This window comes from Streptomyces sp. NPDC087428 (genome assembly GCF_044744085.1).
Lineage (GTDB): Bacteria > Actinomycetota > Actinomycetes > Streptomycetales > Streptomycetaceae > Streptomyces.
This window is the reverse complement of record NZ_JBIUXR010000008.1, coordinates 89,440-113,345: the sequence shown is the minus strand read 5'-3', so window position 1 is coordinate 113,345 and position 23,906 is coordinate 89,440. Positions and strand designations below refer to the sequence as shown.

The following is a 23,906-nucleotide window of genomic DNA, read 5'->3' as shown; positions in this document are numbered from 1 at the left end:
CGGCTACCGGACCCGGCCGCGCTTCGCCTCCATGGCGGCCCGGCCCTCGGCGCCCTTGCGCTTCCAGTCGCGCCGGAGCTCGTTACGGACCCGGGCATCGGTCTTGGCGACGATGCGCTGGTTCTCGCGGAGCAGCTTGCGGTAGCTGTCCATGCGCCGTTCGGGCAGCGATCCGTCCCGGAGCGCCGCCAGCACCGCGCAGCCCGGCTCGGACTCGTGGGCGCAGTCCTGGAACCGGCATCGCTCTGCCAGCGCCTCGATCTCGGAGAAGACCTGGCCGACGCCGGTCTCCGCGTCCCACAGGCCGACCCCGCGCAGCCCCGGGGTGTCGATCAGGACCCCGCCGGAGGGCAGCACCAGCAGGTTGCGGGTCGTGGTGGTGTGCCGGCCCTTGCCGTCCATGTCACGGGTGGCCCGCACCTCCATCTCGTCGTGTCCGAGCAGGGTGTTGGCGAGGGTGGACTTGCCCGCACCGGAGGCCCCGAGGAGCACACTCGTACCGCCGGAGACGATCGCGGCGAACACGTCGACGCCCTCACCGCTCGCGGAGCTGACGGGCAGCACCTGCACCCCGGGCGCGAGGCGCTCGACGTCCTGGACGAGGTGGGACAGCGTGGCGGCGTCCGGGACCAGGTCGGCCTTGGTCAGGACGACGATCGTCTCGGCCGCCCCGTCGCCGGCGGACGCCCCGTCACGCAGCAGTGCGTCACCGCCGGTGCTGGACATGGCGAGGGCCAGGAACCGTTCGACCCGGCCCAGGTCGAGTTCCACCGCCAGCGAGACGCAGATGGCGATGTGGTCGACGTTGGTGGCGAGCACCTGGCCCTCGGAGCGCTTGGACGAGGTGGAGCGGACGAACGCCGTGCGCCGGGGGAGCAGCGTACGGACGAACTGCGGGTCGCCCTCGGGGTCGACGGCGGCCCAGTCGCCCGTGCAGACGATGCGCATCGGGTCGCGGGGCACGACGAACGCGGTGTCGGCGCGCAGGGTGCCCCGCGGGGTGACGATGTCGCACTGCCCGCGGTCCACCCGCACCACGCGGCCGGGCAGCAGCCCCTGTGCGGCGTACGGGGCGAACTCGGCCGCCCAGTCGTCGTCCCAGCCGTACGCGGCCAGCGGGTGCGACGGCGAGAAACCCTGCGGAGCGGAGGAGGAGAGGGAGGAAAGAGAGGATGAGGACGGGAAAGACAAGGGAAACCCTTCACAGGGTGGCCCCGGCACTGCGCACGGCGGCGCAGAAGTCTCGAAGAAGGTCAGCCGGCGGCCACGGGGGTGGGAACGATGCACTTCGGCTTGTGGGCAGCGCCCACCGCAACGACAGTCATCAATGTCCTCACCTCCTGGTTCACGCACGGTCCTGGAACAGCGGTCTCGCCCGCCGTCCGTCACGTCGCAAAAGATAGCCCGTGGCGGCCGGGGAGCGTCAAGCGAATTAACGCGTCGTCCGTACCGGTACTCGGGAACGGGCCGTTCCCGGTGTGCGCACCACCGATATCGGTAACTCTCCCTCGATCGGGTGATACGCATGCAGATCGACCGGTCACAGCCGGTTAGGGTGCCGGACATGACCTCCCCCCAGACAGCCAATGGCACGTTCACCCAGGCCCAGTTGGGCACCCTCACCCTGATCGGCTGGAGCGGCGAACATCCCCACAACGGGCAGGACGTCGCCTTCCTGCTCGTGTACTCACTCGGCGACGGATCGGACGGCCCGGCGGCCGGTGAGGCCGCCATGCGCGTCGCACTGGAGCGCAGCGGGCTGCACATCGGCGGCGCCCCGGTGCGCGCCGACGAGACCCCCGGGCTCCCGGTGAAGCTCCTCGTCCAGGCCGGTCAGGCCGTTCTGACACTTCCTCACTTCACCGCCCAGTACCCGGCCCGGTCGGAGTGGCTGGCGGCCGCCGGCGAACAGGGCGAGGTACAGGCGATGTTCGCCACCCGCCCCTGGCCGCAGGGGGCGCCGGGCAGTCCGGTGACCGAGGAGACGCTGCGGTCCTTCGCCGGCGACCCGGAGGTCATCGCCACCTCGGCGCACTGCGTGCTGCCGGTACGCAGCCTGGGCTGACCGCCCGGACACGCGCGATGCCCACCGCCCCCGTGGAGCGGTGGGCATCGTGCGTACTCAGGTGCCCCGCCGACGCGCGACGGGCGGCCCTGGACTTCCCGGACCGCCCGCGGCACGTGTGTCCCGCGTCAGTTGTTGGCGACGCCGTTCCCGGAGAGGACCGGGATGCCGTCCACCAGGTGCGACAGGGGCTCGTCGCCCTTGGCCTGGACGGAGTTGTCGGCGCACTGCTGGTTCTGCGGGTTGGACAGGACCTGGACGTCCTGAACCGCGATCGGGACGAGGCCGATCAGCGAACCGACGTTGGCCTTGACCGGCACGCCGAGGCAGAGGTCGTTCAGCGTGCCCTGGATGAGCTGGGCCTGCGGGCTGCCGTCGCCCCGGGTCACACTGTTGCCGTACGAGGACTGGGCACCGTTGCCGTTGACCGACGTCGTGCCCTGGTCGTTGCCGATCGCCATGGCCGCGGGGGCCACCGCGGCGGACAGGCCGACCATGGACACGGCTACGGCCGCGCCGGCCATCATCTTCTTCATCACACTTCACCTTTCGGAACGTCCCGTTCAGGGACGTACTGATCAACCGCGTACAGCCCAGACAGTTGCGCAGTACCACTCAAATGGGTTCGATCCCGCGTAAGTTCGACACTTTTCCGTCAACCCCGCAGAGCCTCGCCCGAGGTGCGCGCCGCCGGCACGAGGCCGCCCGCGCGGGGCGGGTCGGGCTCCGGATCGCCGCGGGTCGCCTGCCATTCGGCGAGGAGGCGGTCGTAGATCGGCGTGAGGCCTTCCGCGCCGCGGCGGTCGTGCGGGCTCCTGCTGTCGTACTGGTCCATGAGAGGGCCCTACCCGGTACGGCGGAAACGGCCCGGCACCACTGCGGCAACCGGCCCAGCGGGCAGCCCTTTCGAGGGAGACGGGACCTGCACCGGCACACACGAGAGGGCCGACGCGTCCCGGGCGGCCTTGGATCGGCAGCCACGTGAACGGGTCGGCCCCACGGGTACGGCAGAAGGGACTAGTCGTTGGCGGCACCGTTGCCGGACAGGATCGGGATGCTGTCCAGGATGTGCGACAGCGCCTCGTCACCCTTGGCCTGGGTGGAGTTCTCGGTGCACTGCTGGTTCTGCGGCGACGACAGGACGTTAAGGTCCTGGACCGAGATCGGCACGACGCCGAGCAGCGAACCGGCGTTGACCTTGGCGGGCAGGGCGATGCAGGGCTTGTTGAGCGAACCCTGGATGAGCGCGAACTGCGGGCTCCAGTCGCCGTGGGTGGCGGAGTTGCCGTACGACTGCATGGCGCCGTTGCCGTTGACCGAGGTGGTGCCCTGGTCGTTGCCGATCGCCATGGCCGAGGGGGCCACCGCGGCGGAGACGCCGACGATGGAAGCGGCGACGGCTGCCGACGCCATAATCTTCTTGATCATTGAATAGCCCTTCTGGGGTTTTCTGTTGCCCGCTGTCCTGAGCGCTTTGATCAACTCGCGGCGGCGGGAATGGTTGTGGCGCTTCACTCGAACGGTGCGTCTGTCGTCCGTCTGTTCACGGGAGGCACGGCACCGGAGCGACGCGGAACGCTTTTGGATCGGGAACTGCCGCCCTGGGGCGGGTCAGCCACCGAGCGGGAGGCCGCCCACGAGCGGGGCAGCACCCTTGGCCGCACCGGTGGCCTGGCCCGCGAGCTTGGTGATGGTGCCGTCCTTCTGCAGCTGCTGGGCGGCGCCGCCGACGGTGTCGACGATCGGGTCGACGGCCTGCGGGGCCGCGGCAACCACCTGGTTGACACCGCCGTCGAGGCTGAAGTTCGGGGCCGTCGCGGTGGAAACGGCGAAGGCGGGAGCAGCCGTTCCGAGAGCGACTACGGAGCCGGCAACGAACGCGGCGGTCTTCGCGTACTTCACTTTCAGGTTCCCTTCTGCAGCGGCAGCCGTTTCGGTCGCGTCCCCGCGCCGCACCAGCCTTCTTTAGCTGTGACTTCTGCCGCTTTCCCCATGACTAACGACCCGACCGCGGACGGGCAACTGGAGCTTTCGGCTTTTCTCGGAACGACTCGCAGGACACTCGATCGATTGCATGACTAATCACTGAATCGGGTGTGACTGCGGGACAGCGGACGCACATCGGTGGTGGACTGTCGGTACTCCGCCCCGCGCGCCCGCCCGGATGTCAGCCCCCAGCCGCCGGCGCACCGCGCCCCGGGCCGATGGAAATGGCGCAGGCCTTTCCATCGCGTCCGGGCAGGGCAGCGAACTCCCGGGACGGAGAACGCAGGAAAGAGGAAAGCCCCGGATCGCAGGAGATGCGATCCGGGGCAGACCGGTGCCGGGAAGGGCCCCGGCGGTACAGAGATCAGGCGTTGACGCAGGTGTTGCCGAAGGACGGGTTCAGCAGACCGATGACGTTCACGGTGTTGCCGCACAGGTTGATCGGAACGTGGATCGGGACCTGGATGACGTTGCCGGACAGGACGCCCGGGGAGCCCACGGCCGCACCCTCGGCGCCGGAGTCGGCGAACGCCGGGGTGGCGGCACCCATCGCCATGAGGGTTCCGGCGGCGACGGCGGCAATCTTGGTGTACTTCACGTTCAACCCTTTCTTTGACGGAGTCCGCAGCGGCAACGAATTTCGTGCCGCACGAGCGCGGGTCCTGAACACTCGTAACTCCGCTGCTGTAATTCGTAACGATTTAAGACGGTAAGCGAAACTCTTCGAGGCGAAGATTCCTCAAGGTCCGCCCGAATGACGCAGTTCCGATCGCACGACGTCACCGTCGCGATCGACGGACCACGCGCGGGCGGGCCTTTCGGAGGACAGCAGCAGGCCCGAGCCGCTCGGAGGAGGAGGAACGCCCGCGGCTCGGGCCTGAGCACAGCTGGATCAGCTGTTGCCGGCACCGTTGCCGGAGAGGACCGGGATGTCGTCCAGGATGTGCGACAGCGCCTCGTCGCCCTTGGCCTGGGTGGAGTTCTCGGTGCACTGCTGGTTCTGCGGCGACGACAGGACGTTGACGTCCTGGACCGCGATCGGGATGAGGCCGATCAGCGAACCGACGTTGGCCTTGAGCGGCAGGCCGACGCAGGGCTTGTTCAGCGAGCCCTGGACCAGGCCGAACTGGGGGCTGCCGTCGCCGTGGGTCTCGGCGTTGCCGAACGACTGCGAGGCGCCGTTTCCGTTGACCGACGTGGTGCCGCCGTCGTTGCCGATGGCCATCGCCTGCGCGGCGCCGAGACCGAGGATGGAGGCGGCAACGGCACCCGTAGCCAGGACCTTCTTGATCACGATGAACCCTTCTCGTACTGGATGCCCCGTACCGGAGCGCACTGACCAACTCGCTTCCGGACGTTTGGTTATGTCCATTCACCCGAATGCTGAGACTTCACGGACACCCGTGCGAAAGAGGCCGGGTAATCCACAGCGCATTCGGTAGACGCGCATCCTGATTCAAGAATCAACAGCCATGCCTCCATCCGGCGTCATGTGCGGCCACATGCGGCCACATGTACCGAATCCCGAAAACGAACACCCATGCGTAGTCCGTCCGAGTGGTCACATTCTTTTCACGGATTCCGCGTTTCCCGGCCACACGTGCGTCGTTATGGGTGGAGTCAAGCCCGCCCGACGGGACGCTCACCCAGCAGTAGTGGCATGCCCGACGGTTGCTGCCGGCTGATGAATGAACTGCGGGCAATGCGCCCGCGCGAAATGTCCTAAGGAAGGGCAACCAATGCGAAAAGCCTTGAGTAAAAGCGTGCTCGTCATGGCGGCGGCGTCAGGCATCCTGACCGCCTCCGGCGGCTACGCCTTCGCGGACGCCTCGGCCGACGGCGCCGCCGTCGGGTCACCCGGAGTCGTTTCGGGCAACGCCGTGCAGGTGCCGGTGCACGTGCCCGTCAACCTCTGCGGCAACACGGTCAACGTGGTCGGCCTGCTGAACCCGGCGTTCGGCAACGAGTGCGAGAACACCGACGGCGGATCGGGCACCGGCGACGCCCAGGGCGCGAGCGCCAACGGCGTCGCGGCCAACTCCCCCGGCGTGCTCTCCGGCAACCTGATCCAGGCCCCGGTGGACATCCCGGTCAACGCCTGCGGCAACACGGTCGACGTCGTCGGCCTGCTGAACCCGGCGTTCGGCAACGAGTGCGAGAACGGCGAGGGCGGGACCGAGACCCCGAAGCCCCCCACGCACCACAAGCCGCCGACGCACCACAAGCCGCCGACCCACCACCAGCCCCCGACGCCGCCGAAGACGGGCCACCATCATCACCACGGTGACTGCCCTCCCGGCCACCACCACAACCCGCCGACCCACACCCCCCCGAAGCACAACCCGCCGACCCACAACCCCCCGCACCACAACCCGCCCACGCACACCCCGCCGACCCACAACCCGCCCACCCACAACCCGCCCACCCACAACCCGCCGACGCACGCCTGGCACCCCCACAAGCCGGCGCACCACCACAAGCCGCCGCAGATGGCGCACACCGGTGCGAACAGCAACCTGGGCATCGCCGGTGGCGCCAGCGCCGCGATGGTGCTCGGTGGCGGCCTGCTGATGCGCCGCAGCCGCAAGTCGCAGAGCTGACACACCCCGCACGCTGAAAAGGTCCGGCCGGACAGCCCAAGCTGTCCGGCCGGACCCTTCATCGTCCCCGTCCGTACGACGGGGCGGGGCCGTCAGGCCCTGGAGAGCCCCGCGCGGTCCAGGCACGCGGCGATCGTCGCCGTCTCCGCCGCGTCCAGCGGGCGCATCGGCGGGCTCATCACATTGGTGGCGATGATCCCGCGCAGCATGAGCGCGGTCTTGAACGCGCCGAGTCCGGCGGCGGTGGCGGAGGCGGTTCCCGGGCGGGCGGCGCGGATGATGTCGAAGAGCGCGACGAGGCGGTCCTGTTCGGCCGTAGCCGCGGCCCAGTCACCGCGTACCGCGGCTTCGTGCAGGCGTACGTACCCGTGCGGGTCGACGTTGCCGAGCCCGGGGACCGAGCCGTCGGCGCCGCCGAGCATCATCGAGTCGACGACCAGCTCATGGCCGGTGAGCACGGAGAACCCGGGCAGTTCCCGGGCGCCGATGACGAGCCGGCGGAACGAGCCGTCGTCGCCGCTGGAGTCCTTCACTCCGGCCAGGACCCCGTCGGCCGCCAGCGGAAGCAGCAGTTCCGGGTCGAGCTTGCTGTGGACGCAGACCGGCACGTCGTACGCGAGGAGCGGCAGGTCGACGGCGGCCGCCACGTCCCTGAAGTGGCGGTCGATCTCGATGTCGTGGGTGCGGGTGTAGAACGGCGCGGTGACGACGACGGCGTCCGCGCCGAGCTCGGCGGCGCGGTTGGCGCGCTCGATGGCACGGTTGGTGGTGGTCTCGATCGCTCCGACGAGGACCGGCACCTGGCCCGCGGCTGCCGCCGTGATGACCTCGATGACCTGGTCCTGCTGTCCCGGCGTCAGATAGGCGGTCTCGCCGGAGCTGCCGAGGGCGAAGAGCCCGCTGACACCACCGTCGAGAAGATGCCCCACGACCCGCTCCAGGGAGGGGCGGTCGAGCTCGCCGTCCGCGGTGAGCGGGGTGACGACGGGCGGGATCACTCCCGAATAGCGGGGGGTTCGGGCGGTCATGCGGTGCTCCTTGCGGACGGTACGGGGATCGGGTCCCCGGAGGGGGACGCGGGGGTCTGGGGGTGGACGCAGTGCCAGCGGTGTCCGTCGGTGCCGTCGGTACGGACCGGGAAGACCGTGGCGCACGCGTCGTCCGCCTTCCAGCAGCGGGTGCGGAACGGGCAGCCGGTCGGCGGGTTGGTCGCCGAGGGGACCGGGCCGGTGAGCACGATGCGCTCGGTGGTCTCCAGCAGGCTGGGGGTCGCGGAGAGCAGTGCCTCGGTGTACGGGTGCGAGGGGGCGCCCGCGACGTCCGCCGCGCGCCCCTCCTCGACGATGCGGCCGAGGTAGAGGACGGCGATGCGGTCGGCGAGGTAGCGCACGGTCTGGATGTCGTGCGAGATGAACACCATGCCGAGGCCGAGCCGTTCGCGCAGGTCCACCAGGAGGTTCAGGACCTGGGCGCGGACCGAGACGTCGAGCGCGGACGTCGGTTCGTCGGCGACGATCAGTTCCGGTTCGAGCGCCAGGGCGCGGGCGATGGCGACGCGCTGGCGCTGGCCGCCGGAGAGCTGTCCGGGCAGTGCGGCCAGGGTGTGGCCGGGGAGGCCGACCAGGTCGAGGAGTTCCTCGACGCGTGCCTCCCGCTCCTCGCGGGTGCCGCGGCGGTGCACATCGAGCGGGTCGCGCAGGATCTGGCGGACCGTGAGCCGGGGGTTGAGGGCGGTGGAGGGGTCCTGGAAGACGACGCCGACGGCGGAGCCGAAGTCGTCGCGCCGCTGGGTCCCGGACATCTCCCACAGGTTCTTGCCGTGGAAGGTGACCGTGCCCTCTGTGGGCTTCTGCAGACCGGTCAGCACCCGGGCCATCGTCGACTTGCCGCAGCCGGACTCGCCGACCAGGCCGACGATCTCGCCGCGCTTGACCTCCAGGCTCGTGTCGGTGAGGGCGTGCACGGCGTCGCGGCGGAACACGCCTCCGCTGCGTGCCTTGTGGCGTACGTGGACGCCGTCGAGCCTGATCACAGGGCGCTCCCTTCCAGCTGTACGGCCTTCGCCGGGTGGTGGCAGGCGAAGCCGTGGTCGTGCGCGCTGCCGCGTGCGGTGAGTGCGGGGGTGGTGGTGCGGCACAGTTCGGTGGCGGCGCCGCAGCGCGAGGCGAACCGGCAGCCCTCGCCGAAGCCCTGGGGTGCGGGGACGACGCCGCGGATCTGGTGGAGCCGTTCGGCGCCCGCCTCCAGGGAGACGACCGAGCCGAGCAGGCCGCGGCTGTAGTGGTGGGTGGGGGCGGTGAGTACGGAGCGGGTGTCGCCGATCTCGGCCAGCCGGCCCGCGTACATCACCGCGACGCGGTGCGACAGGTCGCCGACGAGGGCGAGGTCGTGGCTGACGAGCACCATCGCGAAGCCGAGTTCCTCGCGCAGCCGGACGAGGAGTTCGACGACCTGGGCCTGGACGGTGACGTCGAGGGCGGTGGTCGGCTCGTCCGCGATGAGCAGGCGGGGGCTGCGGGACAGCGCCATGGCGATCAGGACGCGCTGGCGCTGGCCGCCGGAGAGCTCGTGCGGGTAGCTGCGCAGGGTGCGTTCGGGTGCGAGGCCGACCAGGTCGAGGAGTTCGGCCGGGGTCTTCGTGCCGCCGCGCGAGGTGAGCTGCTTGAGCTGGGTGCCCACGAGCACGGACGGGTTGAGGGAGGAGAGCGCGTCCTGGTAGACCATCGCGATCTCGGGGCCCATCAGGGCGCGGCGTTCCTTCGGCGGGAGCTTCAGCAGGTCCCGGCCGCGGTAGAGGATCTCGCCGCTGACCTCGGCGTTGCGGGCGAGGAGGCCCATCACGGCGAGGCTGGTGATGGACTTGCCGCAGCCGGACTCGCCGACCAGGCCGAGGGTCTCGCCCTCGTGGACGGTGAAGTCCAGGGAGTCGACGACCGGGACGGTGCCGTACCGGTCGGGGAAGCGGATGGCGAGGTCCCGTACGACCAGGAGTTCGGCGGCGTCCTCCGGTACCGGGGTGATGGCCGGTCCGTTGGCGTGGATGCGCTCCGCGAGCTTGGTGAGGGCGGCGTCGATGTCCACGGTGGAGCTCGCCTCCACCGGGTCCGGTGCCGTGGTGGTGTGGGAGGGGTCCGCGCCGGCACGGGCCTTCTTCGGGGCCGCCGAGGCGTCGGTGAGGCCCTCGGAGAGGATGTTCAGCGCGAGCACGGTGACCAGCAGGGCGAGGCCCGGGAAGAACGTGGCCCACCAGCCGCCCGCGAGGAGGATCTGCCGGCCGTAGGCCAGGACGCTGCCCCAGCTGGGGTCGGGGTCCTGCACACCGGCGCCGATGAAGGAGAGGCTCGCCTCGAAGATGATCGCCTCCGCGACCATCACGGTGGCGAACACCATGACCGGGGCCATGCAGTTGACGGCGACGTGGCGCAGCACGATGTACCCGCGCCGGGCGCCGATGACCTTCTCGGCCGCGACGTAGTCCTCGCCGTACTGGGAGAGGACGTTGGCGCGGACCACCCGGGCCAGCGACGGGGTGTAGACGAAGGCGATGGTGAAGATGATGACCGGGATGCTGGTGCCGAAGACCGCGACGAGAACGGCGGCCAGGGCGATCGGCGGGAACGACATCACCACGTCGAGGGTGCGCATCACGGACTCGTCGCCGAGCTTGCGCGAGGTGGCGGCGAGTGCGCCGAGCAGGGCGCCGGCGATCAGGGCCAGGGCGGTGGAGCCGAGTCCGATGATCAGCGAGTAGCGCGAGCCGTGCACGACGCGGGCGAAGACGTCGCGGCCGGCCCGGTCGGTGCCGAACCAGTGGTCGGCGCCCGGGGCCTGGACCGGGGTGCCGGTGGTGAGCGGGTCCTGGGTCAGCAGCGGGGCGAACACCGCGCCGAGGATGACGACGAGCAGCACGCAGAGCGCGACGCGGGAGGTGACCGGGAGGGCGCGGAACGCGATGCCCGGTCGGGACAGCTTGTTGGCCAGACGGCCCGTGGTGAACATGTCACACCGTCCTGATGCGCGGGTTGACCAGCAGATAGAGCAGGTCGACGATGACGTTGACCACCAGGAACGCGATGGCGATGGTCAGTACGGTGCCCTGGACCAGCGCGACATCGCCGCCGGTGACACCTTCGAGGATGAGCTTGCCCATGCCGGGCAGGTCGAAGATCGCTTCGATGACGACGGCGCCGCTGAGCAGGTAGCCGACCTTGACGCCGAGCACGGTGAGCGGGGTGACGAGCGCGTTGCGCAGCACCGAGCGGATCACCAGGAACACCGGCAGGCCGTTGCCGCGTGCGGTCCGGACGTAGTCGCGGTCGAGTTCGGCGACCATCGAGGTCCGGACGAGACGGGCGAGCGACGCCGCGACGGGCACGGCGAGCGAGAAGGCGGGCAGGGCCATGGTGCTGAGCCAGCCGCCGAGGGAGTCGGCCGGGTTGGTGTAGCCGCCGGTCGGGAAGATCCGGGTGTTGAGTGCGAACTGCTGGATGAGCAGGACACCGAGCCAGAACGAGGGGACGGCGACCCCGGCCATGGAGAGCACCCGGAACAGCTGGTCGGGCCAGCGGTCGCGGTACATCGCGCCGACGACGCCGAAGACGACGGCCAGGACGATCGCGAGGATCAGGCCGAGGACGGTCAGCTGGAGGGTGAGCGGGAAGGCGGCGGTGATCCGGTCGACGACGGGCTGGCTCGGCGGGACGGTCATCCCGAGGTCGAAGTGGAGCAGTTGGCCGAGGAAGTGGAAGTAGCGGACGGGCAGGGGGTCGTTCAGGCCGTTGGCCTCGGCGAAGGCCGCACGGGCTTCGGGAGTGGAGCTCTCCCCGAGCGCGTTGAAGGCCGGGTCGACCGGCGAGAACTGCAGCACCACGAAGACGAGCAGCGCGATACCGAGGATCATCACCGGCATCATCGCGACGCGGCGCAGCGCGAGCCGGAGAAAAGCAACCATCGTCGGGTTCCTTGCGGTTGGGCGGGCCGGTCCGGGACAGCGGGGTCTGTTGTCCCGGACCGGGCGATCTGGCGCCGGTGGGCCGGCGCCGGGCTGGGGGGCGGTCAGGCGCGGCTGACGTCCAGGAACGACAGTCCGGTGGTGGGCAGCGGCTTGAAGCCGGGCAGTGCCTTCTCGGTCCAGGCCGTGGGGAGCTTGCGGTGCAGGATCGGGTAGAGCGCGGCCTCGTCGGCGACGAGGTCGGTGACCTGGCCCCACAGCTCCTTGCGCGTCGCCTCGTCGCCCGCCTGGGCGGCCTTGTCGAGGGTCTGCTTGACCTTCTTGTACGCGGCGGACTTGCCCCAGCCGTAGCGGCTCTCGGGCCAGAAGCCGTAGTAGAACCAGCGCAGCAGCAGGTCGGCGTCGTTGCCGAAGACGGACGGGTCGCCGGGGGCGACGAGGACCTCGAAGTCGCCCTTGTCGATCTTGGCGTACTGGGCCGGGGACTGGGCGATGCTCAGGGTGACCTTGACGCCCGCCTGCTCCCAGCTCTCCTTCAGCAGCGGGGCGATGTCCTTGACCCAGCCGGTGTCGGTGGTGAGGACGGTGAAGGACAGGTTCTTCACGCCCGCGTCGGCGAGCAGTTGCTTCGCCTTGGCCACGTCGTGCGTGTAGACCGTGGCGGCCTTGTGGTAGTCGGGGTGGGTCGAGGGCACGTAGCCGGTGGCGGCCGCGGCGTTGCCGACCATCGCGGTGGAGATGATCTTCTCGGTGTCCAGGGCGTAGTGCAGCGCCTGGCGCACCCGCTTGTCGGCGAACCGCTTGTCGGCGGTGTTGAACATCAGGAAGAGCAGCCCGAAGGACTGCACGGACTCGGTCCTGGCGGTGCCCGAGAGCCGCTTGACGTCGATGTACGGAACGTCCTCGATGGCCTGGACGCGGCCCGACTCCATCGCGCTGACGCGCGCCGACTGGTCGGACATCAGGCGCCAGACCATCTTCTTGGCCTTGGCGGGGTGGGCGCCGTTGTACTTGTCGTACGCCTCGAAGACGATCTTGTCCTCGCGGGTGGCGGAGACGAACTTGTACGGGCCGGAGCCGACCGGCTTGGCGTCGAAGGCCTTGGGGTCGGGCGCGACGATCTTCTTCGGGACGATCCGGGCCACGGCTATGCGGGACGGGAAGAGCGCGAAGGGGTACTTGAGCTTGAACTCGACCGTGCCGGCGTCGACGGCCTTGACCGTGTCGATGAAGGGCACGAACTGCGCCATCAGCGAGGCGTTCTTCGGGTCCAGGATGCGTTCGAAGCTGAAGACCACGTCGTCGGCGGTGACGGCCGATCCGTCGTGGAAGGTCGCCCCCTTGCGCAGCGTCGCCCGGTAGGTGGTGGCGTTGATCTTCTTCGGCATCTCGGTGGCGAGCGCGGGGCGTGCCACGAGTGTTGCCGGATCGAGATCAACCAGACCCTCGAAGATGTGCATATTGGCGGCGTACGGGGTCGCGCCCGAGGTGATCATCGGGTCGAAGCCGGTCGACAGCGGGTAGGACAGACCGGCCTCGATGAGGTCGCTGCCGCTGCCCTTGTCCGTCGATCCGTCGGCGGTCGAGGACGGTCCGCCACAGGCGGCGAGGCCGGCCGTGATGGCGGCCGCAGCACCGACAGCACTGGTGTAACGCAGGAAGGTGCGGCGCTCGACACCGGCTGCTCTCAGCTCGGGCACGGGTCCTCCAGGGACTTTGAGGTGGGGCATCGGAGGTGGAGACGGGGGGTGGATCGGTGGTTCACGGGGACCGCGGAACCTGAAGCATCAGACGTCAGATGTCTGATGCCTTGATAGCGTGGGAACGTAGCTTGACAATCGAGAGGGGTCAAGAGGTGGGGAGTTCACATATGTCCGGAACGAGGCCCGGCCGGCAGTTGCTCCGGCAGGAAGTCGTCGACGGCATCAAGCGGTACATCCTCGAGGAACGGCTCCGCCCCGGGGACCCGCTGCCCACCGAGCCCGCCCTGTGCGAGGCCCTCGGCGCCAGCCGCTCCAGCGTCCGCGAGGCCGTCAAGATCCTCAACGCGCTGGACATCGTCGAGGTCCGCCACGGGCACGGCACGTACGTCGGCAGGCTGAGCCTGTCGGCGCTGGTGGAGAGCCTGACCTTCCGCGGGCTGCTCTCCCCCGACGACGACTTCCAGGTGATGTCCGACCTGGTCGACGTGCGCGAGCTCTTCGAGCGCGGGATGGCCGACCGGATCGTCACGCTGCTCACGCCGGAGCAGCTCGACGCGCTGGACGGCCTGGTGGCCACGATGCGCGAGACCGGGGCGCAGGAGGGGCACGGTTTCGTGGACGCCGACCGGGCGTTCCACGCACTGCTCGTCGCCCCGCTGGGCAACGAGCTGATCGGCCAGCTCTCGATGGCCTTCTGGGACGTGTACACGATCGTCGCGCCGCATCTCGACGGATTCACCCAGGCCGACGAGACGGCGACGGTCGCGGCACACCAGAACATCGTGGACGCCGCGCGGGCCGGGGACACCGCCGGCTTCATGCAGGCGCTCGGCGAGCACTACGCCCCGGTCAGGCGCAGGATCTCCGAGGCCCGGAGCCGCGACGGCGCCAAGGGCTGAACCGCGCGCCGACGCCTCCGGCGCGCTGGTCGCGCCGGGCCCCGTCCGTCCCGGACCCGGCCCGGCGCACCCTTGACGGGCGCCGCGGGGGCTGCCTAGGGTCCGTGTGCCGACAGGACATCTGACGTCATCCGTCTGATGACCTGTGCTTCATCTCGCACCCGGCACTTCCCGCCGCGCCCCCAGGAGGGCACCTCCATGCCGTTGACGGATCTCTCGCTCGCGGACTGCCGCGACTACCGGCCGTCGTTGCCCGTCCCGGCGGACTTCGACGACTTCTGGACCCGGACCCTGGACGGAGCCGGGGACGGCGACCGGCAGAAGCCGCTGTTCACCGAGACGGACACGGGGCTCACCCAGATCCGCACCTACGACGTGACGGTTCCCGGCTTCGCCGGCCAACCGGTGCGCGGCTGGCTGCGGATGCCCGCCGGGGCGCGCGAACCGCTCGGCTGCGTCGTGGAGTTCCTGGGCTACGGCCGGGGCCGGGGCCTCGCGCACGAGAACCTGCTGTGGGCGTCGGCCGGTTACGCGCATCTGGTCATGGACACCCGCGGCCAGGGCTGGTCGGCGGCGGGCGGCGACACCGCGGATCCGGACGCCGGGGCGGCCGGAGCCGTACCCGGCTTCCTCACCCGTGGCGTCGAGAGCCCCGAAACGTACTACTACCGGCGGCTGTTCACCGACGCGGTGCGCTGCGTCGAGGCGATGCGCGGCCACCCCGAGGTCGATCCGGACCGGATCGTCGTCACCGGGGTGAGCCAGGGCGGCGGTATCGCGCTGGCCGTGTCAGGGCTGGTGCCGGGACTGGCCGGGGTGATGCCGGACGTGCCGTTCCTCTGCGACTTCCCCCGCGCGACGCGGATTTCGGGGCGTCCGCCGTTCACCGAGATCGCCGAGTACCTGAAGCTCCACCGCGACCGCACCGAAGCCGTCTTCACCACCCTGTCGTACTTCGACGCGGCGCTGCTCGCCACCCGGGCCACGGCTCCCGCCCTGTTCTCGATCGCCATGATGGACGAGATCTGCCCGCCCTCCACCTGCTTCGCCGCCTACAACAACTACGCCGGGCCCAAGGACGTGACGATCTACGCGTTCAACGGGCACGAGGGCGGCGCGGAGTACCAGCAGCGGGAGCAACTGGCCTGGGTGCGCACCCTGTTCGCCGGCCTGCCGTCGGGGCAGGCCGGACACTCCTGACCGGAGGCACCTTCCGTGCGCAGACGATCCATGCTTCTTGCCGCAGGCGCGGCGGCCCTGAGCACCCAGCTCGGCGGCCGCGCCTTCGCCGCCGCGGGCAGCGGCCCGGTCCTGGACCACGACACCCCCGTGGACCTGGACGGCAGCGAGTACGTCGACCTGTCGAACCAGGTCGGCGTACTCGCCCCGCTCACCACGGGAACCATCGTGGTCACCTTCCGCACCACCAGTCACAACGAGGCGATGACGCTGTTCAGCGCCTCGGACCCCACCGCCCCGTCCTCCAACATCACCCTGAATCTGAGTGGCGGCGCACTCCAGTTCTCCGTACGCGAGAAGGGATCGGTGCTCATCAATGTCATGACCCGGACACGGTACGACGACGGGCTGCGCCACACCGTCGCCGTCACCGTCAACGCCTCCGGCACCACGCTGCACGCCGGCGGACGCGTGGTGTTCCGGACCGCGCAGCACGCCTTCTTCGGCAGCGTCTCCAAGCTCACCGCACTCGCCCTGGGCCGCAACACCGACAGCGACCACCCGGGCGGCGAGTGGTTCTGCACCGGCACCATCGAACGGGCCGCTGTCTGGGACCGGGTGCTGAACGAGAGCGAACTGGTCGCGCAGTGCCCGCGCCCCGACCTCGCGGACCTGGGCCGGATCTCCACGGTCCTGAACAGCGACACCCCGGCCACCTGGGTCGTCACCGGTGACAGCATCACGCACGGCGCCCTGCACACCAACGGCTGGCGCAGCTACCCGGAACACTGGACGGAGCGCGTCCGCTGGGAGCTGGGCAAGCCCAAGAACCGCGACTTCGTGATCGATTCCGGGGTGAGCGGCGCCACCAGCGCCGAACTCGTCGCACAGTTCGGCGAGCGGGTCACCGCCTTCTCGCCGCAGGTCGTCTCGATCATGATCGGGACGAACGACATCGCGACGTCCGGTCTCGGCCCCGAGACCTACCGGGCCAATCTCGTCTCCCTGGTGCGCTCGGTGCGCGCACTGCCCGGCTCACCGGTGCCGGTCCTCCAGGCACCCAACCCGGTCGATCCGGCGAAGTGGCCGGGCCGGGTGGGACTTTCGCAGTACGCCCGGGTCATGGGCGAGGTCGCGGCGCAGCAGAACGCGGTCTTCGTCGACCACTACAACGACTGGCTGGACGGCAACGGCGGCCAGGTTCCACTGTCCCTGCTCAGCGACGGGCTCCACCCCAACGAACGGGGCCACCACCGCGTCGTACTGAAAATGATCAAGGATCTGCGGATCTTCGACGGGAGCAGCCGGGTCTGCTCCCTGCACATCCCGTAATCCCGGCGAACCCCCCAATCTCCCACCCTTCGAGAAGCACCACCCCTTCCGAGAAGAGAGATCGTCCATGCAGCGAACCGTCCCTGTCGCCCTGCTCAGCGCCGCCATGCTGGTGGTCACCGTGACCGGCACCGCGCAGGCCGCGGCGCCCGCCCCCGGCACGCTCACGTCCCAGGACCTGACCGTCGACGGCGTGGGCTCCCCCCACTACCGCATCCCGGCCCTGACCACCTCGGTCAAGGGCACCGTGCTGGCGGCGTACGACGCCCGTCCCACCCTCGCGGACCTGCCCTCCAACATCGGCATCGTGCTGCGCCGCAGCACCGACGGCGGTACGACCTGGCAGGCGCAGCAGGTGGTCCGCAAGGACGCCGCGCCCAAGGGCTACGGAGACCCGAGCCTGCTGGTCGACCGGACCACCGGCCGTGTCTTCCTGTTCTACGCGGCCGGTGTGAACCAGGGCTTCGCGGGCTCGGCCACCGGCAACGACGAGAGCGACCCCAACGTCCTCCAGGCCGACTACAGCTACTCGGACGACGACGGGCTGACCTGGACCCATCGCCGGATCACCCAGCAGATCAAGGACCCGGCCTGGGCCGGGATGTTCGCCGCGTCCGGCGAGGGCATCCAGCTGCGCAACGGAGCGCACAAGGGCCGGCTGATCCAGCAGTACGCCGTCCGTATCAACGGCGCCAACTACGCGGCGAGCGCGTACAGCGACGACCACGGCGCCACCTGGAAGATGGGCAAGCCGGTCGGTCCCGGTGGTGACGAGAACAAGACCGTCGAGCTGAACGACGGCACGGTCATGCTCAACAACCGGTCGAGGCCGTACCGGACGATCGCGTACTCCACGGACGGCGGGGTCACCTACACCCCGTTCGCCCAGGACACCGCGCTCCCCGACCCGGCGAACAACGCCTCGGTCATGCGGTACGCACCCGACGCCGCGGCCTCGGACCCGCAGTCGTCCTGGCTGCTGTTCAGCAACACGGAGGACACCGGGTCACGGCGCAACCTCACCGTCAAGATGTCCTGCGACAACGGGAAGACCTGGCCGATCAGGAAGGTCGTCGACCCCGGCGCCGCGGCCTACTCGACCCTCACGCGGCTGCCGGACGGCCGGGTCGGACTGCTGTACGAGCGCGGCGACTACGAGCACATCACGTACGACTCGTTCGACCTGAACTGGCTGGGCGGCACCTGTGCCGATGTCACGATCACCCCGCCCGCCTCGCTCAAGGCGGGGACCAGTGCCCAGGTCACGGTCCGGGTCGTCAACCGGATGGACGTACGCCGGGACGCGGGCACGATCGACCTGACCGTGCCGAGCGGCTGGACCACCGCGCGGACCTCGATCCCCGCGCTGAACCCCGGCCAGGGCGCCAACATCAAGATCCCGGTCACCGTCGCGGCCGGCGCCTCGGGCAGCGCCGCGCTCACCGCGACGTACCGGGCGAACGGCAAGCAGGCCCAGGGCAGTACGACGGTGACGGTCACTCCGTAACCCGGGCGGGTCCCGTACGTCCGGCCGCCGCACGGCGGTTGGACGTGCCCCGCCCGGCGACCGTTGAATGGGTGCGACGCGCGGCAGGCGAAGCAACCGGGAAGTGGTGGCGGACATGGCGGGAGCGGTTTTACGCATCGGGGTGGTCGGCGGGAGCGTCGCCGGGTGTGCCATGGCGATCGCCGGGGCCAGGGCCGGCGCGGAGGTGACGGTCCACGAGCGCAGCGACGCGGCCCTGGAGGACCGGGGGTTCGGCATCGTCATTCCGCCGGCGCTGCACGGGGAACTGGTCGCGGCCGGCTACCTGGACGCCGCGATGCCGACGGCGCCGGTGGCCTCCCGGGTCTGGCTCACCCGGCAGAGCGGGCGCTCGACGGCGCGCGAACTGGCCCGCCAGGAGGCTGCGGTGACGGCCTGCCACTGGGGCCTCCTGTGGCGCACCCTGCACGCGAACACCGGCGGCGCGGTGCGGTACCACCGGGGCCGGCCCGTCACCGAGGTACGGCGCCACCCCTCGGGCGGCGCCGTGATCCGGACGGCGGACACCGAGCAGGTGTACGACATCGTCGTCGGGGCGGACGGCCCCCGGTCCGTCACCCGGGAGGCCGTCGCCCCGGGGGTGCGGCCGGTTCCGGCGGGGTACGCCGTGTGGCGGGGCACCCTGCCGCTGACCGCGCTCGCCGGTCATCCGCACCTGCTCGAACTGCTGCGCAGCGCATGGATCACGCTGGGATACCGGGGCGGGCACGGGGTCTTCTACCTGATCCCCGGCGCCGCACCGGACTCCCGGCTGCTGGCCTACGCCGTCTACGGCTCCCCTCCCCCGGCCTCGTGGACCGCCGGGCGCGAGGCGTACGTGCGGCGCATCGCCGAGGAGCACTTCCCGGCGGACTGGGCCGGTCTCGTCGGCCGGGGCGAGCACACGTCAACGGCGTACCACCCGGTCACCGACTTCCACGCCCCGCAGGTGGCCGATCCCCCGTTCCTGCTGGCGGGCGACGCGGCGAGCATCACCAGGCCCCACACCGCCAGCGGCGCGACCAAGGCGCTGCAGGACGCCCTCTGCCTGGAACGCGTCCTGCGCGGAGCGTCCTCCCCGGCCGACGCACTGCGCGCGTACGCGGCCGAGCGCTCGCCCGAGGGAGCCCGACTGGTCGCCCTCGGCCGCAGACTGGGACACGCGATGGTCGAACGGACCCCGGACTGGGCGTCGATGGGCCCGTCGGAGGTGGCGACGTGGTCCCGCGCGACGCTGGACGGCGCCGACAGCTATCTGTACGGGGCGGAGGAGGGCTGACGGGGGGGCTGGGCACGCGGGCTGGGCGCGCGGCTTTCGGCCGTCCCGCAGGCTTCGGCTACGGGTCTCAGGGGCTGACGTCAGGATTCCGTCATGCCGAGGGCCCGCCGCCGCTCCGCGAGCCGCTCCAGCGACCATAGGGTCCAAGGGTGTTCGGGCCCGAGCACCCGCACCCGCGCGTCCGCCACCAGCTCGGCCTGCGCCACCGCTTCTTCGATCAGACCGAGCTCGCCGAGGGCTCGGCTGAGCAAGGAGCGGGCGGCGAGGGTCTTGGGGTGGTCCGGCCCGCAGGCGTGCTCGAAGGCTGTGACCACGTCACGGACGAGGGGCAGGGCCCGTGACTGCCGGCCGGTAGCGATCAGGCCGAAGGCGTGGTTGAGCTCGGCGGCCAGGGTGATCGGGTGCCCGGGGCCGACCGCACTGCGGCAGTCCGCCAGCAGTTCGGGCCCGGTGGTCGGGTCCAGCTCCGGGCCGGCCGTGAACTCCAGCAGGTAGGTTCGCGCGATGAGCGTCGACGGATGAGCCGCGCCCGGCCCGGCGGTCCGGCCCTCGACGACCCGTCGCATCAGCGACACCGCCTCGTCCTTCCGGTCGAGTGCCCAGAACAGTACCGGGGACAGCCCGACGCAGCTCTCCAGTGTTTCGACGGCATCCGCGCCGAACGTGGCGGTGCAGTCCGCGAGGGCGAGACGGTGGGCCTCCTCCGCCTCCTCGTACCGTCCGATCCGGTAGAGGGCCCGCCCGACCCGTTGACGGATCGCGATCAGCGCAGGATGGTCCGCGTCCAGTAAGCCCGTACCGCGCTCGACCGCGTCCTGCGCCACCGACAGCGCGGACGCGTAGTCGCCCGCCCGGTGCAGGGCCACCACGAGCCGCAACGCGCAGTCCAGCACCCGCGCCACGGTCGTCGGGCCGACCTCGGCCCACCGGCTCGCCCGACGCAGCAACGCCCGGGTGTGCGGTGCGAATGGAGCGAGCGGCGGGTCCTCCCGTGTCCACGGCCGCGTCACGTCGGGCAGCAGCGCGCCGAGCAGCTCGGCGGCAGCACCGACAAGCGGGTCACGCCGATCTGCCGGGACACCCCGGGCGATGCTGTCGAGCAGTACCCCGTGGGTGCGCACGCAGCGCGGCGACCCCGGTACGAGGCGGGTGAGCGAGTGATCGAGGAGGCCACGGAGTGCCATCTCCACCCGCGCCCGGGGCAGCACCGCGCCGATGCCCGTACCGGCCAGCAGAGGGAGCGGCAGCGGGTCGTGGGACCAGCACGCGAGCAGTTGGATCAAGGTCGTGGCCTCGGGCAGCCCATGGGCGCGCAGTGCGGCCAGGGACAGCTCCCAGGTGCTGCTGGCAAGATGGCGCGAGTCGTGGCCGCTGCCGTACTCGGCCCCTTGGTCCAGCAGCTCGATGGCGTCTGCCTCCGGCCCCCGGTCGAGAGCCCGTCCGTACTCCGCCATGCTCCACGGACTGATCACCTGGTGCGCCAGGTAGCCGCCCGCCAGGGTGAGCGCCAGCGGCAGCCGCCCGAGCCGGTCAGCGATCTCGGCCGCTTCCTCCACCGTCCCGCTCTCCGGCGCCAGATCACACAGCACCCGCGCCGCGTCCTGCCGCGGAAGGACGCCCACGTGGTGCAGCTCGGCGCCGGGCCACCAGTGCGCTGCGACCTGCCGCGTGGTGACCAGGGTGGTGCCGCGCGGGCTGGTGCGCAACCAGTTGCCGTCGCGCAGGACGGCCGGGTCGTCGGCGTTGTCGATCACCAGCAGCCATGGCTGGTCGGACCCGTCCAGCCGGTCCCACACCAGGTCCGCGGCTGCCCGCAGCCCGCTGCGCGCGGCGGTGAGCTCGCCTTCACTCGCCCCGCGGTCGGCGGCGACGGCGAGCATCCCGGCGCGTAGTGACGTCAGGTCGGAGGCGTTGACCCACAGTCCGGTCCGGCTGCCGTCGGAGGTCGCGGTCCGGAAGATCTCGGAGGCGACGGCGGTCTTGCCACAGCCGCCCAGACCGTGCAGCACGTAGACCTGATCGGCTCCGCCGTCCGCAAGGGAGGTACGCAGTCGCGCCATCAGTTCCGACCGGTCGCGCAGGACGACCGGAGGGCGCCCCACGGCCGGCCGCCTCACGGAGTCCGGCGCAGCCCCCGGCACGGCCGTCCGGGGGTCACCGTGGTGGTGGTGCTCGGTGATGTACTGGTCCCCGGTGGCCTGGTAGACCCGGCCGTTGCCCTCCGCACGGCCCTCGGTCGACCCGCTCACCGCTCGGTGATGCGCAGATCGCGGCCGGCCTGGTAGACCCGGGAGTCGCCGGAGGCGGTGGCGCGCTGTGAGACAGCCGGTCCGGGTGCCGGGCCGGGGGCGAGTTCGTCCAGGAGGCTCCGCAGCTCCACCACCACCTCGGGCCGGTCGACCAGCAGCCGCCGGATCCGGCCCTGCCACTCGGCTGCCAGCTCGGCCTCGGAGCCCGGGTGCACCGCCAGGTCCTCGCGGGTGCTGTCCAGCTCGGCGGCCACCGCATCGGCCCGTTCCGGCCGGGCCCGCCGCCAGAGGGCGACGATGCCGTCCCTGGTGCGCTCCCAGGAGTCGGTCGCCATCAGTGTGACGAGGGTCAGGCTCGCACTCTGTGCGAGCGTGGTCAGCTCCGGGTCCATGGCGCATGCTCCTCGCGCTGCCGCTTAATGGTTGTCATATCAGTTGGCCGTGGGTGGTCCGAGCGGGGCGATCTCCCTCTCGAAGAACTCCGAGAACTCCTCGCCCTTGCGGCACAGCGTTTCGAATTCGGTGACGGTCGTCGCGATCTGTCCGGGTTCGGTGAAACGGCGCGCTCCCGCACCCTTCAATTCCTCGTCGTAGATCACGGCGTACATCACCGAATCACCCAGGACGACGACCTCGGGGAGCGGTGCGTCGCGCTCCAGGTCCGCGATCTCCCGTGCGTCCAGCACGCGAATCTCCTCGCCCAGCTCCGACCGGAGCCGGAAGGAGTTCATTTCCCACTGGAGGTACGGAGTCACCGGGAATTCGACGATACGAAGCCTCCGGAACGCCAGGCCGCGTCCGGCGGATTCCTGGAAGTACGCGGCAACGGAATCCCTTTCGGCCTCGATCAGCCGCAAGGCGGCCGCCCAGTCCCCGGCGGCGAAAGCGTCCCAGCTCGGTGAGCCCTGCTCCTTGAACGTCTGGCCGCGTTCGATCTTGGCAAGGAGGCGGATGCCGCCCTCGTGGAACCGGCTGAAGTCGGCCAAGTAGTCGGGCCGCGCGAGGACCTCGCCGCCGTTGCCGCGGAAGCACTCAAACACCGGGGATGTCCCCCTTAGCCGCGACGAGCATGCTGCGGGGGATGACCACGAGGCGTTCGTCCGCGCCGATCGAGACTCCGTCCGGCAGGCGGGTGCCGAGGGAGGTGGTGAGGTCGCGTCCGATCACCGCGACGTCGCCGTTCTCCAGCTCCCAGATGTCCGGGCATTCAGGGCCGGAATTGGTCGCACCCAGTTCCAGGGCCGACTTGCCCAGGCGCCGCTTGAAGTCCGTTGCCGGGTCCGCTTCCCATGGCCTGCTCATGGTGTCGCCCTTCCGCTGCCTCGCCTTCAATATAGCAGTGACGATCTATCAAATTCCTTGCCGAATAAAGCATTTGGCCTGATCGACGGGTTCGGTCGCTCCGTCGGCGGGAGCACGGATCAGGCCGGGCTGAGCCTGGTGCGGATGCCGTCGAAGTGGGTGCGCATCGCGCTTACCGCGCGCAGGCCGTCGGCCGCCGCCACCGCCGCGACGATCTCGCGGTGCTGGGCGCAGGTGACCCATGGGTCCTGGTGGCCGTCGTCGAGGTCCTCGCGCACCCGGTCCATCGCCGCCCAGAAGGCGTCGAGCACCTCGCTGAGCAGGTGGTTTTCGAGCGAGGCGTACAGCGCGAGGTGGAAGGCCCGGTCGGTGGCGCGGGCGACCCGGCCGGTGCCGGCCTCCTGTTCCATCTGCGCCACCAGCGCGCGCAGCACTTCGATGTCCTCGTCCGGGACCCCGGCCGCGACGGAGCCCACCAGTCCCGCTTCCAGGGCCTCGCGCACCTTCATCAGCTCGGCGAGGCCCGGTTCGCCCTGGCGGTGGCGGACCGCCGCGCGGAAGGCGAGTCCCTCGGCGAACGGCGACAGGGAGAGCGAGCCGACGAAGGTGCCGAATCCGCGCCGGATCTCGACGACGTTGACCGCCTGGAGCGACTTGAGCGCCTCGCGCACCGATACCCGCCCGGCGCCGAAGAGCTCCATCAGCTCGGCCTCCGTGGGCAGTGCGTCGCCGGGCGCGAGCCTGCGCTCCAGGATCAGTTCCTTGATCCTGCGCTCGATGTCCTGAGCCATGGTGGGCCGCGCCACAACGTCCTCCTGAGGTGCCGTTGCCCCTTG

24 protein-coding genes are annotated in these 23,906 nt (G+C 70.6%); 7 read left to right on the top strand and 17 right to left on the bottom strand.

The annotated features are described in order from the left end of the window. Positions 1–3 precede the first annotated feature (3 nt). Positions 4–1,191, bottom strand: a complete 1,188-nt coding sequence (gene rsgA / locus ACIO3R_RS18440) for a ribosome small subunit-dependent GTPase A (protein ID WP_402106770.1) — start codon at positions 1,189–1,191, stop codon at positions 4–6. Positions 1,192–1,564: 373 nt separating this feature from the next. On the opposite strand from rsgA, the gene ACIO3R_RS18435 reads away from it, so the two are divergent. Further along, entirely contained in the window at positions 1,565–2,065 is a 501-nt protein-coding gene (locus tag ACIO3R_RS18435) for a DUF5949 family protein (protein ID WP_385037507.1), read from the top strand. Between the two features lie 128 nt (positions 2,066–2,193). Here the strand turns inward: ACIO3R_RS18435 and ACIO3R_RS18430 are convergent, their stop codons facing one another. The 6 genes from ACIO3R_RS18430 to ACIO3R_RS18405 form a co-directional block, all read right to left on the bottom strand. Further along, on the bottom strand, positions 2,194–2,601 hold the full coding sequence (locus tag ACIO3R_RS18430; RefSeq protein ID WP_402106768.1) for a rodlin: 408 nt from the start codon (positions 2,599–2,601) through the stop codon (positions 2,194–2,196). Positions 2,602–2,720: 119 nt separating this feature from the next. After that, entirely contained in the window at positions 2,721–2,900 is a 180-nt protein-coding gene (locus ACIO3R_RS18425) for a hypothetical protein (protein WP_402106766.1), read from the bottom strand. Between the two features lie 182 nt (positions 2,901–3,082). After that, positions 3,083–3,493: a rodlin gene (locus ACIO3R_RS18420; protein WP_385037501.1), complete on the bottom strand. Its 411-nt coding sequence runs from the start codon at positions 3,491–3,493 to the stop codon at positions 3,083–3,085. A 183-nt stretch (positions 3,494–3,676) separates the two neighbouring features. Next, complete coding sequence (locus ACIO3R_RS18415; protein ID WP_385037498.1) at positions 3,677–3,967, bottom strand: hypothetical protein; 291 nt, start codon at positions 3,965–3,967, stop codon at positions 3,677–3,679. Between the two features lie 448 nt (positions 3,968–4,415). Beyond that, positions 4,416–4,649 carry a chaplin gene (locus tag ACIO3R_RS18410; RefSeq protein WP_385037495.1) on the bottom strand — a complete coding sequence of 78 codons (234 nt, stop codon included), beginning with the start codon at positions 4,647–4,649 and terminating at the stop codon, positions 4,416–4,418. A 294-nt stretch (positions 4,650–4,943) separates the two neighbouring features. Further along, positions 4,944–5,345, bottom strand: coding sequence for a rodlin (locus ACIO3R_RS18405; protein WP_385037492.1), 402 nt, complete (start codon positions 5,343–5,345; stop codon positions 4,944–4,946). Between the two features lie 445 nt (positions 5,346–5,790). Here ACIO3R_RS18405 and ACIO3R_RS18400 point away from each other — a divergent pair, with 445 nt between their 5' ends. Next, positions 5,791–6,651, top strand: a complete 861-nt coding sequence (locus ACIO3R_RS18400; RefSeq protein WP_402106762.1) for a chaplin family protein — start codon at positions 5,791–5,793, stop codon at positions 6,649–6,651. Positions 6,652–6,743: 92 nt separating this feature from the next. On the opposite strand, the gene ACIO3R_RS18395 is transcribed toward ACIO3R_RS18400, so the two are convergent. The 5 genes from ACIO3R_RS18395 to ACIO3R_RS18375 form a co-directional block, all read right to left on the bottom strand. After that, positions 6,744–7,679: a dihydrodipicolinate synthase family protein gene (locus ACIO3R_RS18395; protein WP_363020949.1), complete on the bottom strand. Its 936-nt coding sequence runs from the start codon at positions 7,677–7,679 to the stop codon at positions 6,744–6,746. After that, positions 7,676–8,683, bottom strand: coding sequence for an ABC transporter ATP-binding protein (locus tag ACIO3R_RS18390; RefSeq protein ID WP_363020950.1), 1,008 nt, complete (start codon positions 8,681–8,683; stop codon positions 7,676–7,678). The genes ACIO3R_RS18395 and ACIO3R_RS18390 overlap by 4 nt, the downstream gene beginning before the upstream one ends. Continuing rightward, positions 8,680–10,650 (bottom strand): dipeptide/oligopeptide/nickel ABC transporter permease/ATP-binding protein, encoded by a 1,971-nt coding sequence (locus tag ACIO3R_RS18385; protein WP_402106760.1) that lies wholly within the window; start codon positions 10,648–10,650, stop codon positions 8,680–8,682. Before ACIO3R_RS18385 ends, ACIO3R_RS18390 begins: the two co-directional genes overlap by 4 nt. Before the next feature lies 1 nt (position 10,651). Next, entirely contained in the window at positions 10,652–11,602 is a 951-nt protein-coding gene (locus tag ACIO3R_RS18380) for an ABC transporter permease (RefSeq protein WP_385040879.1), read from the bottom strand. Between the two features lie 104 nt (positions 11,603–11,706). Further along, positions 11,707–13,302 carry an ABC transporter substrate-binding protein gene (locus tag ACIO3R_RS18375; protein WP_385346997.1) on the bottom strand — a complete coding sequence of 532 codons (1,596 nt, stop codon included), beginning with the start codon at positions 13,300–13,302 and terminating at the stop codon, positions 11,707–11,709. A gap of 170 nt (positions 13,303–13,472) precedes the next feature. Between ACIO3R_RS18375 and ACIO3R_RS18370 the strand changes: the two genes are divergently transcribed. From ACIO3R_RS18370 to ACIO3R_RS18350, 5 genes are all read left to right on the top strand, one after another. Continuing rightward, positions 13,473–14,204 (top strand): FadR/GntR family transcriptional regulator, encoded by a 732-nt coding sequence (locus ACIO3R_RS18370; protein ID WP_363020954.1) that lies wholly within the window; start codon positions 13,473–13,475, stop codon positions 14,202–14,204. Positions 14,205–14,402: 198 nt separating this feature from the next. Then, positions 14,403–15,404 carry an acetylxylan esterase gene (locus ACIO3R_RS18365; protein WP_402106756.1) on the top strand — a complete coding sequence of 334 codons (1,002 nt, stop codon included), beginning with the start codon at positions 14,403–14,405 and terminating at the stop codon, positions 15,402–15,404. Between the two features lie 30 nt (positions 15,405–15,434). After that, entirely contained in the window at positions 15,435–16,715 is a 1,281-nt protein-coding gene (locus ACIO3R_RS18360) for a GDSL-type esterase/lipase family protein (RefSeq protein ID WP_402106753.1), read from the top strand. A gap of 67 nt (positions 16,716–16,782) precedes the next feature. Next, positions 16,783–18,222: an exo-alpha-sialidase gene (locus ACIO3R_RS18355; RefSeq protein ID WP_402106751.1), complete on the top strand. Its 1,440-nt coding sequence runs from the start codon at positions 16,783–16,785 to the stop codon at positions 18,220–18,222. Positions 18,223–18,337: 115 nt separating this feature from the next. Next, positions 18,338–19,519: an FAD-dependent monooxygenase gene (locus tag ACIO3R_RS18350; protein ID WP_402106748.1), complete on the top strand. Its 1,182-nt coding sequence runs from the start codon at positions 18,338–18,340 to the stop codon at positions 19,517–19,519. An 80-nt stretch (positions 19,520–19,599) separates the two neighbouring features. On the opposite strand, the gene ACIO3R_RS18345 is transcribed toward ACIO3R_RS18350, so the two are convergent. The 5 genes from ACIO3R_RS18345 to ACIO3R_RS18325 all read right to left on the bottom strand — a co-directional run bounded on the left by ACIO3R_RS18345 (position 19,600) and on the right by ACIO3R_RS18325 (position 23,876). Further along, the gene (locus tag ACIO3R_RS18345) at positions 19,600–21,768 is read right to left on the bottom strand and encodes a tetratricopeptide repeat protein (RefSeq protein WP_402106746.1); all 2,169 of its coding nucleotides are present in this window, start codon (positions 21,766–21,768) and stop codon (positions 19,600–19,602) included. Further along, a complete protein-coding gene (locus ACIO3R_RS18340; RefSeq protein WP_402106743.1) occupies positions 21,765–22,160 on the bottom strand; it encodes a hypothetical protein in 396 nt (131 codons plus the stop codon). The genes ACIO3R_RS18345 and ACIO3R_RS18340 overlap by 4 nt, the downstream gene beginning before the upstream one ends. 39 nt (positions 22,161–22,199) lie before the next feature. Beyond that, a complete protein-coding gene (locus tag ACIO3R_RS18335) occupies positions 22,200–22,808 on the bottom strand; it encodes a DUF6879 family protein (protein ID WP_402106741.1) in 609 nt (202 codons plus the stop codon). After that, positions 22,801–23,070 (bottom strand): hypothetical protein, encoded by a 270-nt coding sequence (locus ACIO3R_RS18330; RefSeq protein WP_402106739.1) that lies wholly within the window; start codon positions 23,068–23,070, stop codon positions 22,801–22,803. Before ACIO3R_RS18330 ends, ACIO3R_RS18335 begins: the two co-directional genes overlap by 8 nt. Positions 23,071–23,189: 119 nt before the next feature. Continuing rightward, on the bottom strand, positions 23,190–23,876 hold the full coding sequence (locus tag ACIO3R_RS18325; RefSeq protein ID WP_385026325.1) for a FadR/GntR family transcriptional regulator: 687 nt from the start codon (positions 23,874–23,876) through the stop codon (positions 23,190–23,192). Between the last annotated feature and the right edge of the window lie 30 nt (positions 23,877–23,906).

Bases quoted from the DNA above. Each gene is read 5' to 3' on its own strand.
- ACIO3R_RS18330 (WP_402106739.1), bottom strand. From the start codon at position 23,070: ATGAGCAGGCCATGGGAAGCGGACCCGGCAACGGACTTCAAGCGGCGC.
- ACIO3R_RS18400 (WP_402106762.1), top strand. From the start codon at position 5,791: ATGCGAAAAGCCTTGAGTAAAAGCGTGCTCGTCATGGCGGCGGCGTCA.
- ACIO3R_RS18385 (WP_402106760.1), bottom strand. From the start codon at position 10,650: ATGTTCACCACGGGCCGTCTGGCCAACAAGCTGTCCCGACCGGGCATC.
- ACIO3R_RS18355 (WP_402106751.1), top strand. From the start codon at position 16,783: ATGCAGCGAACCGTCCCTGTCGCCCTGCTCAGCGCCGCCATGCTGGTG.
- ACIO3R_RS18340 (WP_402106743.1), bottom strand. From the start codon at position 22,160: ATGGACCCGGAGCTGACCACGCTCGCACAGAGTGCGAGCCTGACCCTC.
- ACIO3R_RS18360 (WP_402106753.1), top strand. From the start codon at position 15,435: ATGCTTCTTGCCGCAGGCGCGGCGGCCCTGAGCACCCAGCTCGGCGGC.
- ACIO3R_RS18420 (WP_385037501.1), bottom strand. From the start codon at position 3,493: ATGATCAAGAAGATTATGGCGTCGGCAGCCGTCGCCGCTTCCATCGTC.
- ACIO3R_RS18430 (WP_402106768.1), bottom strand. From the start codon at position 2,601: ATGAAGAAGATGATGGCCGGCGCGGCCGTAGCCGTGTCCATGGTCGGC.
- ACIO3R_RS18395 (WP_363020949.1), bottom strand. From the start codon at position 7,679: ATGACCGCCCGAACCCCCCGCTATTCGGGAGTGATCCCGCCCGTCGTC.
- ACIO3R_RS18435 (WP_385037507.1), top strand. From the start codon at position 1,565: ATGACCTCCCCCCAGACAGCCAATGGCACGTTCACCCAGGCCCAGTTG.
- ACIO3R_RS18365 (WP_402106756.1), top strand. From the start codon at position 14,403: ATGCCGTTGACGGATCTCTCGCTCGCGGACTGCCGCGACTACCGGCCG.
- ACIO3R_RS18425 (WP_402106766.1), bottom strand. From the start codon at position 2,900: ATGGACCAGTACGACAGCAGGAGCCCGCACGACCGCCGCGGCGCGGAA.
- ACIO3R_RS18380 (WP_385040879.1), bottom strand. From the start codon at position 11,602: ATGGTTGCTTTTCTCCGGCTCGCGCTGCGCCGCGTCGCGATGATGCCG.
- ACIO3R_RS18350 (WP_402106748.1), top strand. From the start codon at position 18,338: ATGGCGGGAGCGGTTTTACGCATCGGGGTGGTCGGCGGGAGCGTCGCC.
- ACIO3R_RS18370 (WP_363020954.1), top strand. From the start codon at position 13,473: ATGTCCGGAACGAGGCCCGGCCGGCAGTTGCTCCGGCAGGAAGTCGTC.